The following is a 13,776-nucleotide window of genomic DNA, read 5'->3' on the forward strand; positions in this document are numbered from 1 at the left end:
ACTATTCTATAATAGAGTTTAACACAAAATGGTCTAATCGGCTTATTAACTAACTCATCCGATGAATGAACCTCAATTTTCCAATATTAGCGATCGCATTCCCCCGCAAAATATAGAAGCAGAAGAAGCTATTTTAGGGGGAATTCTCCTCGATCCAGAAGCCATTAGTCGGGTAGCAGAATTATTACAACCTGAATCCTTTGCCCTCAAATCCCATCAAATTATTTATCGGGCAACATTAACCCTTCATTTCCAAGGAAAACCCACCGATTTAATGACCGTTACCACTTGGTTAGCGGATCAAAAGTTACTTGAACAAGTGGGAGGACAATTAAAATTAACTCAACTGGTTGATCGGACAGTTTCGGCTGTTAATATTGATCAATATGGTTTATTAGTCTTAGATAAAAAAATCCGTCGCAGTCTGATTACTGGCGGACATAATATTATTGAATTAGCTTATGATACTAGCCAAGATTTAGAAACGGTTCTCGATAAAGCCGAACAACAAATCTTTAATATTTCCCAAGTTAGACCCCAACAGGATTTAGTTTCAATTGGAGAAACCTTAATTGATACCTTCCAAGAAATTGAAGACCGCAATGAGGGGATTTCTTTACCCGGTATTCCCTGCGGATTTTATGATTTAGATGCGATGACAGGAGGTTTCCAACGGTCTGATTTAATTATTATTGCGGGTAGACCGTCAATGGGGAAATGTTTAAGTTTTGATAGTAAAATTGTTCTATCCGATGGCAGTGTTGTCACCATTCAAGAGATTTATAACCGTCAAAAAGCTCAAATTTTGACTTTAAAATCTGATTGGAAACTTAAAATTACTGAACCTTCGGATTTTATTGATGATGGAATTAAACCCGTCTTTAGAGTAACAACAAAATTAGGACGTTTTGTGGAATCAACCTTGACTCATCCGTTTTTAATGATTCAAGGATGGCGACCTTTAGCAGAACTTAAACCTGGAGATAAAATTGCTGTTCCTCGTCAATTTAATATTTGGGGATCTGAAAAATTACCCGAATATCAAGTTAAAATTTTAGGTTATTTGCTAGGAAATGGAGGGTTGAAGAATAAACACATTGTTTTAAATCATAATAATTACCAATGGTTAGAACAATTTGGACTATCAGCACAAGAACCTCATCAAAAAACGATTCCTAAAATTATTTTTAGATTAGAGCGATCGCAAATAGCTTTATTTCTTAATCGTCTGTTTGCAACAGATGGTTGGGCAACTCTTTTAGCTAGTGGTCAATGTCAACTGGGTTATGCCAGCGTTAGTGAGGAATTAGCCCGACAAGTTCAACATTTATTATTACGATTTGGTATTATTGCAACGTTGAAAAAGCGTTCTATTAAATATAAAGAAACCAGACGAACGGCTTGGAAACTGGATATTACCGATGCTTTATCTATCAAAACATTCATTTCAGAAATTGGGATTTTTAGTCAAGAAGAAACGCTATTAAAAATACAACAAGCGTTAATGAATAAACGCTATCAAACGAACCGAGATTTAATTCCTGTAGAAATTTGGCAAGAAATTGCAACAGTTAAAGGCGATGAATCTTGGCCAAGTTTAGCAAAACGAGCAGGAATTTCAGGATATAGTAATATTCATGTTGGTAAACAACAATTATCACGAGAAAGACTCTGGACTTTAGCAACTGTTTTAGAGGATTTACCTTTACAACAGTTAGCAACCAGCGATATTTATTGGGATGAAATTGTTTCAATTGAATTCGTCGGGGACAAACAGGTTTATGACTTAACGATTCCTGAAACCCATAATTTTGTTGCCAATGATATCTGCGTTCATAATACCAGTTTTGCCGTCGGTTTAGGACATAATATTGCCAAGGGTCACAAGTTACCGATTGCTATTTTTAGTTTAGAAATGTCGAAAGGACAATTAGTACAAAGACTGTTATCGAGTGAAGCCAAAATTGAAAGTAACCGCATTCGTTCAGGACGCATTAGTCAATCGGAATGGGAACCCTTAACAATGGCGATTAGTTCCTTAGCGGAATTACCGATTTTTATTGATGATACCCCAAATATTACTGTTACGGAAATGCGTTCTAAAACCCGAAGATTACAAGCGGAAAATGGAGGTGCGTTAGGGTTAGTTTTAATTGATTATTTACAATTAATGGAAGGAGGAAGCGATAATCGAGTACAGGAATTATCAAGAATTACTCGATCATTAAAAGGATTAGCGAGAGAATTAAGTGTACCTGTTATTGCGTTATCCCAGTTAAGTCGAAGCGTTGAATCTCGAACAAATAAACGCCCGATGTTATCGGATTTAAGGGAATCAGGATGTTTAACAGGTGATAGCTTAATCACATTAGCAGATACCGGATTACAAGTACCCATTAAAGAATTAGTAGGTCAATCTGGTTTTTCAGTTTGGGCTTTAAATGCAAAAACAATGAAGCTAGAAACAGCAATTGTTAGTCATGCTTTTTCTACAGGTATTAAACCTGTATTTACCTTAAAAACTAGACTAGGAAGAAAAATCAGGGCAACTGCTAATCACAAATTCCTAACAATTCAGGGTTGGAAAAGACTAGATGAGTTAAGTTCTAAACAACAGATATGTTTACCAAGACATCTATCTATTTCGGGTAAACAAACCATGACTTATTCTGAGGTGGCATTATTAGGACATTTAATAGGTGATGGTTGTACACTGCCACGTCATGCTATACAGTACACTACAAGGGAGATCGATTTAGCTGAGAATGTTGCATTTCTAGCAAAAGAATTGTTTGGAGATGCCATTGCGCCTAGAATTTCCCCTGAACGGGGTTGGTATCAGGTTTATTTACCAGCAACACAAGGCTTAACTCATAGTGTTAGAAATCCAATAGCCAAATGGCTAGACTCTCTAGGAGTTTTTGGTTTAAGGTCTTACGAAAAGTTTGTGCCGCAAGACTTATTTTCGCAGCCCCAAGAGTTAATAGCTTGCTTTCTACGGCATCTTTGGTGTACAGATGGTTCTATAAAATTGGTTGCAGGTAAAAGCCCAAGACCTATTGCATATTATGCAAGTAGCAGTGAAAAACTAGCTTTTGATGTTCAGACACTTTTATTAAGATTAGGTATTAATGCAAAACTTAAAATGATTCCTCAGCCTGGTAAGGGTAGAAATCAGTATCATGTCACAATTACTGGTAAGCCTGACCTTGAGTTATTTATTCAAAAGATTGGAGCAGTAGGAGAATACAAATCAGGCTCATTACAACAAATCTCTGAACATCTTGAAAATTCCATTCATAACCCTAACAGAGATGTAATCCCCAAAGAAGTTTGGAAAACTTATGTTCTACCTGCAATGCAAATTATTGGTATGACAACACGAGAAATACAATCTCGTCTGGGACAATCCTACTGTGGCTCTACGCTTTACAAAGCAAATTTAAGTCGAGAAAGAGCCTTAAAAGTTGCCAATATTGTTCAATCAAATGAGCTACTGACTCTTGCTAACAGTGATGTATATTGGGATGAAATTGTGGCAATCATACCTGATGGAGAAGAAGAAGTATTTGACTTAACAGTTCCGGGTCTGCATAATTTTGTCGCCAATAATATCATTGTTCATAATTCAATTGAACAAGATGCGGATTTAGTCATGATGATTTATCGAGATGACTATTATAATCCTGATACGCCAGACCGAGGAATTACAGAAATTATTATTGCTAAACATCGGAATGGCCCCACAGGAACCATTAAACTTTTATTTGACCCACAATTTACCAAATTCAGAAATTTAGCCAATCCTCGGTCTAGTTAATTTAACGTTAATTCCCCAAGTCTTAATATTAATTTTAAGTATAATAATTTGAGTATCAAAAAAGACGTACTGGTTAATCAAGATGGAATTCATGAGCGGGATTTATCTAATTTTAGGAATTGTGTTTGAAGTGATGGGGACAACCTGTATGAAGTTATCCCAAGGCTTTACTCGAATCTGGCCTTCTATAGGAATATTTATTTTCTATGGACTGAGTTTTACTTGCTTAACAATAGTCCTCAAAAAAATTGAAGTTAGCCTTGCTTACTCAGTTTGGTCTGGTGTAGGAACGACTCTAATTGCTCTGATTGGAATCGGGTTTTTTCGGGAGTCAATTACTCCGATTAAATTTATATCAATTGCATTGATTATCATCGGTGTAATCGGATTAAATTCAGGTAAATAGATCAAAAACCGGGTTGGTTCATAAAACCTGGATTTTAACCCAGAAATCATGCTTATAAACCCGGTTTATTGGGTAACTTTTGAGGCTCAAAGAATTACTTCACGCCCAATAGTTCCACATCAAAAACTAACGTTGCATTCGGAGGAATAACACCCCCAGCACCGCGAGCACCATAACCTAAATCCGGTGGGATAATTAACTTGCGACGTCCGCCTACTTTCATGCTCATAACGCCTTCATCCCAACCTTTAATCACCTGACCTACACCAATTTTAAATTGAAACGGTTGTCCGCGATCGCGAGAACTATCAAACTTTTTACCATTTGTTAAAGTTCCGGTATAATGAACTGTAACCGTTTGACCTTTGCTAGGAGATACACCGTCTCCCTCTTTCAAATCCTCATACTGTAAACCAGAGTCAGTTGTAATTACTTTTTCTTCTGAATTTGTCATGTTTTGAGCAATAATAGTTTGAGCATTGGACGCAATACCTTGTGCAAACAAAGGATTGCTAGATGGTTTTACTGTTGAAGTCGGGGAAACCGTTTGTTCTACTGCAATAGGAGTGTTTTGATTCGTCGCTTTCGCCTGTTGGACGGCTGTTGTAACTTGAGCAACAACTAACACAACCGTACAAACAATAATCACCCCTAAACTAATTAGAATTTCTCGCAAAATTCATCCTCCTGCGTATACTCATGTACCTTTAGGATTGTTTTCTTAGAGAAAACCCAATCTTTAAGTTTGACATTATTTGGGAACTGTTTAGCGCCAAAGACGATTTTCTAAATCTCTAACTTGACGTTCGAGGCGGTCGAGGCGTCCGCGTAACTCATCGAGTTCCGACTGACGGGGAACCCCCACATCCTGCATTAAATTTCGGAACTGTCGCTGCATCAGGTCTTCTAAACTGGTATGATCTAATCTCAGACCCTGCATCATATCGTCTACAAAGCGTTTAGCTTGCTCTGTATTCATCGTTCCGTCTTTGACCCACTGATCCGTTGCTTCCTGCAATTTTTCCGCTACTAACGATGTTGTTCCAATCCCAATCATCAGCAGTTGTCGAAGTAAGTTATTTTGATTATCCATTGTTTCTGCCCGTATAAGGCTGCTAAAGTGCAAATATAAAGCTAGGCTTTATTTTTAGACTGGCTCACATTTTCTATTTTGTGGCATTTTCCCCAAATTCGCAGATTCATTTTTTGAAGGTTTGAACCCTTAAAATGTCCCATTGTCCCCGTTGTCACCAACTCGTTGACTCTCAAGCGGTTAACTGTCCCCATTGTCAATATCAGCTAAAAGCGTTTGGACACCCCGGTATTCCCCTCTATCGTTCTAGCGGGAAAGAATCTCTCTGTGAAACTTGTCTCTATCATGAGGATGATACCTGTAATTTTCCACAACGTCCTTTTGCTCAGGAATGTACCCTCTATCAAAATCGTTCTGAACCATTAATTTCTACTCCGATTAAACCTCAGCAAGCTCTATCTGTGACTATCAAAATTTGGCTTCAACAGAATCTTGTTTGGGTCGTTGTTTTCGGGTTATTAATAGTTAGTTTTATTCTAACTCTTTTGTAACCCTTTTTTGATTAACTTAAAAATTTTGTTCACCACCAAACCCATTAAAATAATCAGGATTTGTACTCAAATCAGTGGGTAAATCTACAACACTTCCAATAACATCCAATTCTATGGCCAAATCATAACAACTTTTTTCAGGTATAAACTTCCGAATGTAACTTTCCAATGCTTCTATAATTAGTTCATGTTCTGATTTATCCTGTAATTCGGCTAAAGTTTTTAGTTGTTCACTTAAAGTTTCACTCACAGGAATTGTAATTGAATTAGTTGACATTGATTTTAAACTCCTAATTTTTTATGACTCTAAATTTTTGCCTCTAGGTTGGGAATTTCATCCCCAAATTCATAAGCAGTTTCTAGCCATAGGTGTTTTGCATCTTGCAAATTTGCCATAACTTCTTCCAGGGTTTCCCCTTGAGTCATACACCCTGGTAAATCTTTAATTTCAGCAACATAACCCCCGTCAGGTTCAGGATATAGTGTAATTGGATAAGGTAAATTTAAGTAATATTCTAAGGGTTTACTTTGTGTTTTTATATTTTGCATACCAAATCTCCAAATCTAATAAACGTATAATCTGCTTGATATAGGTTCTTTTTACCATTTTACCACCTGTTTTAATGTCATCCTGAGTGTAACGAAGTGAAGCGAAGGATCTCAAGAGTTATTTGCTGATAGCACAAATCTCTATGAGATGCTTCACTACGCTGCGCTTCGTTCAGCATGACAAGGGAAAATTTGTTAAGCTAATTTAGGAATAGGAATAATTTTATCAGGATCGCAAATGTTCCTAACATCCGAAACAGGAATCAATAATCCTTCCTCTCCATTATCCATCGTTTTCAATTTAAATTGATGTTTTCGTGTTAAGGCTGAAAGTTTTGAACGTTTAACTAATAGAATTTCTGAATCAGGAACAATAAATGCAAAATAATGAGCATTCGATTTATCACCCCAACCTGGATCACCTCGATGATTTGTAATTTGAAAGAATAGATTTCCCCACTTTAAGGCTGAAGGCTGTTTTTTTACCTCAACTGAAATCGGACATTTATCAGGATAATAATATAATAGTAAATCAATTTCTTGTTCCTGATAATCGGGTCGGTCAGAAACATCAACAATTAACGGATAACCTTGTCTGTCGAGTTGGTACTGATAGACATCTTCTGATTTAACTTGAGTAAAGCCTAACCAGATAAAAAATCTAATCATTTGCCATTCTCCTTGTTTACCGATTGCGAGATTTTGAGAAAATTGGTATAATTGAGACATAGAATCTCCTCTCCAACTTTGTTGGATAACATTTTTTGCCATATCAAATATGAGCCTTGAAATCAATTTCAGGCTAAAAGCTTAAATCCGTTAAAACGGGTTTAATTTAGAATCCCTTATTTAATTATTTGACCAGGTGATTCTCTTTAATATTAAACCTTGATGAGAAAAATGCGTCAAGGAAAGAATATACGAAAGAATATACTTTGTTTTTGGATTCTCTTTCATATTAAACCTTGATGAGAAAAATGACAAGTCGAGTTTGTGTTGGGTATAGGTCGTTTTTTAGCCAATCAAAAATATTTTTTTTGAAAAAAAAGTTTTTTTAGATCAATTAAAAAAAAAGAAGAAAAAAAGTTTTTTAGATCAATTAAGCAGCAAACGTGATTAGCCGACATCTGAGCAGTTAGATATTTTTGAAATTCCGAAATTTTTCGGAATCTACAAAACGCCGAACATCCAAAGACCGCCATACTTTTTCTATTGCGTTAGAAAATTGGCAATCATAAAATTGATGCGCTCCTCGTCACACACCTTAACAACCTTGACGTCCCTCCTTGCGGTAGGCTAGATCAAGTGACTTTATTTGCTTGTATTATTTCTTTAGTATGTCTGTATCTGCCCCGACTCGTACCGTCCGTATTGCTTCGCGCAAAAGCCAACTCGCCCTAGTACAAACCTATTGGGTACAAGGAGAACTTCAGAAACACTTCCCCGATATCACCTTTGAAGTGCAAACCATGTCCACCCAAGGCGATAAAATCCTCGATGTCGCCCTAGCTAAAATTGGCGATAAGGGACTGTTTACCAAAGAATTAGAAGTAGGAATGCTCAACGGGGATAGCGATATTGCGGTTCACTCCCTCAAAGACTTACCGACTCGACTCCCTGAAGGATTAATGTTAGGCTGTGTCTCGGAACGCGAAGATCCCGCAGATGCCTTAGTGGTTCATGAAAAACACAAAGATAAACAACTGGAAACCCTTCCGGCGGGTGCTATTATTGGTACATCTTCCCTGAGACGTCTCGCCCAACTCAGACACCATTATCCCCATTTAGAATTTAAAGATATACGCGGCAACCTGAATACTCGTCTGCAAAAATTAGACGATGGAGAGTATGATGCTATTATTCTAGCGGTTGCTGGGTTAACTCGTTTGAATATGAGCGATCGCATTCATCAAGTCATCCCCTCGGAAATTTCACTCCACGCCGTCGGACAAGGCGCATTAGGAATAGAATGTCGGGAAGGAGATGACGATATTCTTGAGATTATTAAAGTTCTTGAACACACTCCCACCGCCCAAAGATGTTATGCTGAACGGGCATTTTTGCGGGAATTGGAAGGGGGTTGTCAAGTTCCCATTGGCGTAAATACTGCTATTAATGGCGACCAACTGACCTTAACGGGAATGGTAGCAAGTCTGGATGGAAAACGCTTAATTAAAGATACCGTTACCGGAAATACAACGGATGCGGAAGAGTTAGGAATTCAACTCGCCCATAAACTCAAAGACCAAGGTGCTCAAGAGATATTAAACGAAATTTTTGCTGAAATTCAGCGTAGTTAATTGACAAATAGGTTAGATATTGATAAGCATTGATATTTTTTGATCAATATCTAACCCTTACCCCCAACCCAAACCATGCCAGAATATCCTGAAGCTTTTAAAACTGCCTTAAAATTTACGTTAAAATGGGAAGCTGGTGCTGGCGACCCTAGAGATTTAGCGGGTACAGTGAATTATGGGATTTCCCAAGCTACTTATGATACCTATTTGCGCGTTAAAAATTTAGCGTCTAAGTCGGTCTTACAAATTACCCAACCGGAAGTAGAAGCCGTTTATTATGAACAATATTGGAAACCTTGTTTAGCCGATTCAATGGTGTTACCCTTAGCGGTAGCCCATTTTGATACAGCCGTTAATTTTAGTGTTAAAGGCAGTTTAGAATTTTTACAAGAAGCTATTGGTGGGTTAACCGTTGATGGAAATTTCGGCGCAAAATCAAAAGCAGCATTAGAAAACGCCAATAATTTACAAACCGCCCAACGCTATTGTCAAAATCGAATTGATTATCGTTATCAACGAGTAAAAGCGAACCCCAGTCAAGAAGTTTTCTTAAATGGATGGTTACGACGAGATCAAGATTTATTGCTATATGTCAATGAATTAGGAGGTGTAACGACACCCAAACCAACGCCAACGCCAACACCAACACCTAAACCTGTTAGCCAAGCAGAAATTTTGAGTAAAATAGAACAGGCTATCCAGTTATTACAAGAAGCCGTTGATTTACTCAAAAAACAATAATTGTTATAGATTTTTTTAACGGTTAACTGTTAACAATTAAGGGTTAACCGTTAATCGTTAATATTCCATCCTTCAATATTTGCTACAAGTAATTATCGGATAGCTAACCCCTTTTTTCCATCTCCTGTTCCCTGTTCCCTGTTCCCTGTTCCCTATTTATCTACTTAAAATCAGCTTTACATTGACTTAAAATGCGAGTGTCGTTTTCACTGACCGTTGGAATTCGATGAAACCCTTCTAAAACAATATTGTTTTTCTCCGTTCCTTGACCTCCTGCCGCCGCAACAACAGCAGTATTGCTAAAACCAATATTATAAGAATAAGCTTCTTGACTGTAACTTTCAATGATGTTTAAATTAAGTTGATTTCCTTGGGGAACTCCGGTAAAACAGTCAAAAGACGAGCGAGGCATATAAAACGCTCCCGTCACCTGACCTTGCTTTACCTCAAACACCATATAAGCTTGTCCAATTTGTTCGGGTTGGGGAGACTGACCGTAGAGGTAAACCCCCTCTTCCAGAAAATGATGTTGAACAGTAGCCGTTTCTAAAGGAGTATTGTTAGGATTTTGTGAAATTAAAAGTGCCTGTGCTACGGGAATTTCCCCAAAACCCAGGAGTACACTCCAGGCTAAAGTGTTAACAAAAGGGGAAAGCCTGGTGAATGCCTTGTGAAACCGACCCCAGGATGCAATAGAATTGAGCAGTTGATCAAGCATTTTTTGAATCTCCTGCGAAAGGCATCGACAACCGAGTATTTAGCTACAGCATGACTTGACTCGATTTCGGTGAGATTTATTCCTAATTCCAACATACAATATTCTCGGTACAGTGGACATCGCCTTTGGGACTCACTTCGATAGCGAATTCAACGAACTCGAATAAAGCGTTTAATCGGACACCGAGACAGGTATGATAACGTTACGGAGCAACTAAGGGAACGCAAAATTAAAATGCGAATTCTATTTGTCGCCGCAGAAGCGGCACCTTTAGCGAAAGTTGGCGGGATGGGAGATGTGGTCGGTGCATTGCCGCAGGTATTGCGAGCAATGGGACACGATGTTCGCATCTTTATGCCCTATTATGGCTTCCTCCCTGATAAGATCAAAATCCCAAAAGATCCGATCTGGTGGGGAAATACCATGTACCAGCGTTTCGCGGTCTTTGAAACGGTATTTCCAAAAACTGATGTACCATTATATTTGTTTGGACATCCATCCTTTATGCCTCGTCGTGTGTACTACGGAGAGGATGAAGATTGGCGGTTCACCTTATTTTCCAGTGGCGCGGCTGAATTTGCGTGGAACTATTGGAAACCCCATATTATTCACTGCCACGACTGGCATACGGGCATGATTCCAGTCTGGATGCACGAAACGCCAGATATTGCTACAGTCTTCACTATTCATAATTTAGCTTATCAAGGGCCTTGGCGTTGGTATTTGGAACGGATTACTTGGTGTCCTTGGTATATGCAGGGTCACAATACCATGGCGGCGGCGGTACAAGCTGCTGATGTCGTGACGACCGTTTCTCCGACTTACGCTCAACAAATTCAAACCGCAGCCTATGGGGAAAATTTAGAAGGGTTGCTATCGTATATCAGTGGCAAAATGACAGGGATTTTAAATGGAATTGATACGAATTCCTATAACCCAGCCACTGACCCTTATATTCCTGAACGCTTTACGGCGGATAGCTTGGAAAATCGCCGCGTCAATAAAGTTGCAATTCAAGAAGAAGTGGGATTAGAAGTTAATTCTAATACGTTCTTAATGGGTATGGTAACGCGATTGGTAGAACAGAAAGGAATTGATCTGGTTATTCAAATTATGGATCAATTTTTATCTTATACCGATTGTCAATTGATTGTTTTGGGAACAGGCGATCGCTATTATGAAACCCAATTATGGCACATGGCTTCTCGTTATCCGGGTCGGATGACAACACAATTATTGTTTAATGATGCCTTATCGCGGCGGATTTATGCGGGTTGTGATGCCTTTGTGATGCCGAGTCGTTTTGAACCTTGTGGTATTAGTCAAATGTTGGCAATGCGTTACGGTTGTGTTCCCATTGTCCGACGCACTGGGGGTTTAGTGGATACGGTATCCTATAATGATCCGATTAATTATCAAGGAACAGGATACTGTTTTGATCGCTATGAACCCTTAGATTTTTATACCTCAATGGTTCGAGCTTCTGAAGCATTCCGGTTTAAAGATCAATGGCGCGAATTGCAACGTCGTGGCATGAGTCAAAACTTTAGTTGGGAAAATTCTGCTAGAGAATATATCCAACTCTATAGCAATTTGATGGATAACTATGGAGGTGTTCCGAATGAATCAGAACCTGCTCCCCCACCCCAACCTCAACCCAGTTCTAGCGTTGTTGTTTAAAGGTTGATGATTGAATAAACCGGGTTTCTGGCTGTTATCTTATCTAAAACATGACCTTAAGATGAATCCTTTAGAAACCCGGTTTTTTTAAGCAAATAAATCTAACGGAAAATGCCCGTATACTCCATTAATTCCATCTTCTTCCGTTGATTGAAATGAAATTAAAACCCCTCGATATTTGTCTAAATAAGAACTAAGATAAAATGTTTGATTGCGACCATTGAATTTTAAATAAACGGCTCCTTCCAGAGGTTCTAAAGGATTATCTTCAACATTTATAGAATATTCTAAAGCTTTTAAATACTGTTTTAATGTCGTTAATGCTTGTGCCATTGAATCCGCACAAATTCCCAGCATTTGATAGTCAGATTCATGGGTTAGTAATAATAATGCTTGTTGAATTTTAGCGTTTTCTTCCTCCGAGATCGGGGAAATAACATCGTTACAAATAAAGTCTTTTAAAAGGGCTTCAGCATCTTGCACCGTTAATGGCATTGGGCCTGGAGAAATCATAATCAGGTGTCAGGAGATAAAAAACAGGAAAAAAATTGTATCATTAGCAATTGAGACTATTATCTATTATATCAGAATATTGATAGAATAAATGCCGAGATCATCAAAACATTAATGGTGGCTGTTTTATCTCCTATGTCATGCTATAATTATACCCCTGAATTTTTAAAGAACTCAGAGGTCTGTCATGTGTTAATCGTTTTAGCTTCATCCGCACTCGTGTCCCACGACTGACCCGCTAGGGCAGCGTGGGATGAATTGCGGTCAGGGACTATCGGAACAATCAGGTTGATTTTGGTTCTCGATATACTGCCTTAGAGTCGAAATAGTTATTCCACCGCAACTTGCAACAAAGTAAGAACCATTCCAAAAAACATCTTTCCAATAAAAAGAGCTTAAATAATCAGAGAATTCTTGCCGGAGTTTTCTGGATGTCACAGATTTAAGATTGTTAACTAAATTACTCAAAGCAATATCTGGATGATATTGAAAAAGAAGGTGAACATGATCATCTTCACCATTAAATTCAATTAATTTACAATCCCACTTTTGAAGTAATTCTTCAAGAATTTCATGCAACCGATTCAACATTTCAAGGGTAAAAACCCTCCGCCTGTATTTGGTCGTCAAAACCAAGTGAACCTTGAGATCGCTAACAGATCTACCTTTGCTGACAAAATCATTTTTCATCGATAGCGTGCATATCGATCAAACGGTTGATTGTTTTTGGCAACAGCACGTTCAGGATCTAAACCCGGCGGAAATTGAGTATTCTCGTTGTAAGTGGCTTGATAAAAATTGACGACTAAATTAGATTCTCGTGAACGAGAAGATTCACATCTGAACTGGTATCTGTAGCTATTTTCGGGGTCTGTATAGCGGTCTGCGTAGGGATCTCTGTAACGATCTGCGTAGGGATCTCTGTAGCGATCTGCGTAGGGATCTGTGTTTATATTACAGACTATTAGCTCATCGCTATTTAAGTTAGCATCACTCAAGTTTGCCCCTTGAAAATTAATGAAATCATTTGTATAGTGGTATCCACTCAGATTAGCATTTGTTAGATTCGCACCACTAAAGTCGGTATCAGAAAGGGATGTATCAGTTAAGTCGGATCCAGTTAAATTAGCATTGTTTAACTTGACACTGATCAGATCGGCATCATGGAGGTTAGTACCCGCTAAATTTGCTCCACTCAGGTCAGAGAAACGCAAAAAAACATCGGTTAGGTCTAAGCCACTCAAGTCGGCTCCTGTTAAGTCAATATCCTCACTTGCGCCTTCATAAGTAAATTTCCAATTATTCCATTGCTCAACACCGCTTTTGAGACGGTCAAGGTGGTTTTGGTTATAAGCCCAAGCATTACTAGAAAAGCTTGTTAGCGAGAGTAAAGTCACTAAACAAGCTGCTAGTAATGACATTATGAGTTTCTTCATGGTTTGTCTGCTGTTTGAGGGTTAGGTGC

The 13,776-nt window shown here is 38.3% G+C and carries 15 protein-coding genes; 6 read left to right on the forward strand and 9 right to left on the reverse strand.

The genetic code is table 11. From position 1 onward, the window contains the following. Positions 1–61: 61 nt before the first annotated feature. Both PL9214_RS06855 and PL9214_RS06860 read left to right on the forward strand, forming a co-directional pair. Positions 62–3,820 carry a replicative DNA helicase gene (locus PL9214_RS06855; protein WP_072718053.1) on the forward strand — a complete coding sequence of 1,253 codons (3,759 nt, stop codon included), beginning with the start codon at positions 62–64 and terminating at the stop codon, positions 3,818–3,820. 82 nt (positions 3,821–3,902) lie between these two features. Continuing rightward, positions 3,903–4,226 (forward strand): DMT family transporter, encoded by a 324-nt coding sequence (locus PL9214_RS06860; RefSeq protein ID WP_228041543.1) that lies wholly within the window; start codon positions 3,903–3,905, stop codon positions 4,224–4,226. A gap of 94 nt (positions 4,227–4,320) precedes the next feature. On the opposite strand, the gene PL9214_RS06865 is transcribed toward PL9214_RS06860, so the two are convergent. Next, on the reverse strand, positions 4,321–4,902 hold the full coding sequence (locus PL9214_RS06865) for an FKBP-type peptidyl-prolyl cis-trans isomerase (RefSeq protein WP_072718054.1): 582 nt from the start codon (positions 4,900–4,902) through the stop codon (positions 4,321–4,323). Between the two features lie 90 nt (positions 4,903–4,992). Beyond that, entirely contained in the window at positions 4,993–5,319 is a 327-nt protein-coding gene (locus PL9214_RS06870) for a phasin family protein (RefSeq protein WP_072718055.1), read from the reverse strand. Between the two features lie 134 nt (positions 5,320–5,453). On the opposite strand from PL9214_RS06870, the gene PL9214_RS06875 reads away from it, so the two are divergent. Continuing rightward, on the forward strand, positions 5,454–5,810 hold the full coding sequence (locus PL9214_RS06875) for a zinc ribbon domain-containing protein (protein WP_072718056.1): 357 nt from the start codon (positions 5,454–5,456) through the stop codon (positions 5,808–5,810). A 16-nt stretch (positions 5,811–5,826) separates the two neighbouring features. On the opposite strand, the gene PL9214_RS06880 is transcribed toward PL9214_RS06875, so the two are convergent. The 3 genes from PL9214_RS06880 to PL9214_RS06890 all read right to left on the reverse strand — a co-directional run bounded on the left by PL9214_RS06880 (position 5,827) and on the right by PL9214_RS06890 (position 7,088). Next, on the reverse strand, positions 5,827–6,087 hold the full coding sequence (locus tag PL9214_RS06880; protein WP_072718057.1) for a CopG family ribbon-helix-helix protein: 261 nt from the start codon (positions 6,085–6,087) through the stop codon (positions 5,827–5,829). A gap of 29 nt (positions 6,088–6,116) precedes the next feature. Next, complete coding sequence (locus PL9214_RS06885) at positions 6,117–6,359, reverse strand: type II toxin-antitoxin system HicB family antitoxin (RefSeq protein ID WP_072718058.1); 243 nt, start codon at positions 6,357–6,359, stop codon at positions 6,117–6,119. Positions 6,360–6,554: 195 nt separating this feature from the next. Continuing rightward, positions 6,555–7,088 carry a hypothetical protein gene (locus PL9214_RS06890; protein ID WP_139294983.1) on the reverse strand — a complete coding sequence of 178 codons (534 nt, stop codon included), beginning with the start codon at positions 7,086–7,088 and terminating at the stop codon, positions 6,555–6,557. A gap of 608 nt (positions 7,089–7,696) precedes the next feature. Between PL9214_RS06890 and hemC the strand changes: the two genes are divergently transcribed. Beyond that, positions 7,697–8,659 (forward strand): hydroxymethylbilane synthase, encoded by a 963-nt coding sequence (gene hemC, locus PL9214_RS06895; protein ID WP_072718060.1) that lies wholly within the window; start codon positions 7,697–7,699, stop codon positions 8,657–8,659. Positions 8,660–8,734: 75 nt separating this feature from the next. After that, positions 8,735–9,400 carry a glycoside hydrolase family 108 protein gene (locus tag PL9214_RS06900; RefSeq protein ID WP_072718061.1) on the forward strand — a complete coding sequence of 222 codons (666 nt, stop codon included), beginning with the start codon at positions 8,735–8,737 and terminating at the stop codon, positions 9,398–9,400. A gap of 160 nt (positions 9,401–9,560) precedes the next feature. On the opposite strand, the gene PL9214_RS06905 is transcribed toward PL9214_RS06900, so the two are convergent. Further along, entirely contained in the window at positions 9,561–10,118 is a 558-nt protein-coding gene (locus tag PL9214_RS06905) for a hypothetical protein (protein ID WP_072718062.1), read from the reverse strand. Positions 10,119–10,352: 234 nt separating this feature from the next. On the opposite strand from PL9214_RS06905, the gene glgA reads away from it, so the two are divergent. Next, entirely contained in the window at positions 10,353–11,798 is a 1,446-nt protein-coding gene (glgA, locus tag PL9214_RS06910; RefSeq protein WP_072718063.1) for a glycogen synthase GlgA, read from the forward strand. An 87-nt stretch (positions 11,799–11,885) separates the two neighbouring features. Here glgA and PL9214_RS06915 read toward each other — a convergent pair whose 3' ends face one another. From PL9214_RS06915 to PL9214_RS06925, 3 genes are all read right to left on the reverse strand, one after another. Continuing rightward, entirely contained in the window at positions 11,886–12,311 is a 426-nt protein-coding gene (locus PL9214_RS06915) for a DUF1824 family protein (RefSeq protein ID WP_072718064.1), read from the reverse strand. 264 nt (positions 12,312–12,575) lie between these two features. Then, positions 12,576–13,001 (reverse strand): IS200/IS605 family transposase, encoded by a 426-nt coding sequence (gene tnpA / locus PL9214_RS06920; protein ID WP_072718065.1) that lies wholly within the window; start codon positions 12,999–13,001, stop codon positions 12,576–12,578. Next, positions 12,998–13,732, reverse strand: coding sequence for a pentapeptide repeat-containing protein (locus PL9214_RS06925; RefSeq protein WP_072718066.1), 735 nt, complete (start codon positions 13,730–13,732; stop codon positions 12,998–13,000). The genes tnpA and PL9214_RS06925 overlap by 4 nt, the downstream gene beginning before the upstream one ends. Positions 13,733–13,776: the final 44 nt, after the last annotated feature.

This window comes from Planktothrix tepida PCC 9214 (assembly GCF_900009145.1).
Classification (GTDB): domain Bacteria; phylum Cyanobacteriota; class Cyanobacteriia; order Cyanobacteriales; family Microcoleaceae; genus Planktothrix; species Planktothrix tepida.

Coding starts and splice junctions, on each gene's coding strand:
- PL9214_RS06905 (WP_072718062.1), bottom strand. CDS start 10,118: ATGCTTGATCAACTGCTCAATTCTATTGCATCCTGGGGTCGGTTTCAC.
- PL9214_RS06870 (WP_072718055.1), bottom strand. CDS start 5,319: ATGGATAATCAAAATAACTTACTTCGACAACTGCTGATGATTGGGATT.
- PL9214_RS06860 (WP_228041543.1), top strand. CDS start 3,903: ATGGAATTCATGAGCGGGATTTATCTAATTTTAGGAATTGTGTTTGAA.
- tnpA (WP_072718065.1), bottom strand. CDS start 13,001: ATGAAAAATGATTTTGTCAGCAAAGGTAGATCTGTTAGCGATCTCAAG.
- PL9214_RS06915 (WP_072718064.1), bottom strand. CDS start 12,311: ATGATTTCTCCAGGCCCAATGCCATTAACGGTGCAAGATGCTGAAGCC.
- PL9214_RS06900 (WP_072718061.1), top strand. CDS start 8,735: ATGCCAGAATATCCTGAAGCTTTTAAAACTGCCTTAAAATTTACGTTA.
- PL9214_RS06925 (WP_072718066.1), bottom strand. CDS start 13,732: ATGTCATTACTAGCAGCTTGTTTAGTGACTTTACTCTCGCTAACAAGC.
- glgA (WP_072718063.1), top strand. CDS start 10,353: ATGCGAATTCTATTTGTCGCCGCAGAAGCGGCACCTTTAGCGAAAGTT.
- PL9214_RS06890 (WP_139294983.1), bottom strand. CDS start 7,088: ATGTCTCAATTATACCAATTTTCTCAAAATCTCGCAATCGGTAAACAA.
- hemC (WP_072718060.1), top strand. CDS start 7,697: ATGTCTGTATCTGCCCCGACTCGTACCGTCCGTATTGCTTCGCGCAAA.
- PL9214_RS06875 (WP_072718056.1), top strand. CDS start 5,454: ATGTCCCATTGTCCCCGTTGTCACCAACTCGTTGACTCTCAAGCGGTT.
- PL9214_RS06885 (WP_072718058.1), bottom strand. CDS start 6,359: ATGCAAAATATAAAAACACAAAGTAAACCCTTAGAATATTACTTAAAT.
- PL9214_RS06855 (WP_072718053.1), top strand. CDS start 62: ATGAATGAACCTCAATTTTCCAATATTAGCGATCGCATTCCCCCGCAA.
- PL9214_RS06880 (WP_072718057.1), bottom strand. CDS start 6,087: ATGTCAACTAATTCAATTACAATTCCTGTGAGTGAAACTTTAAGTGAA.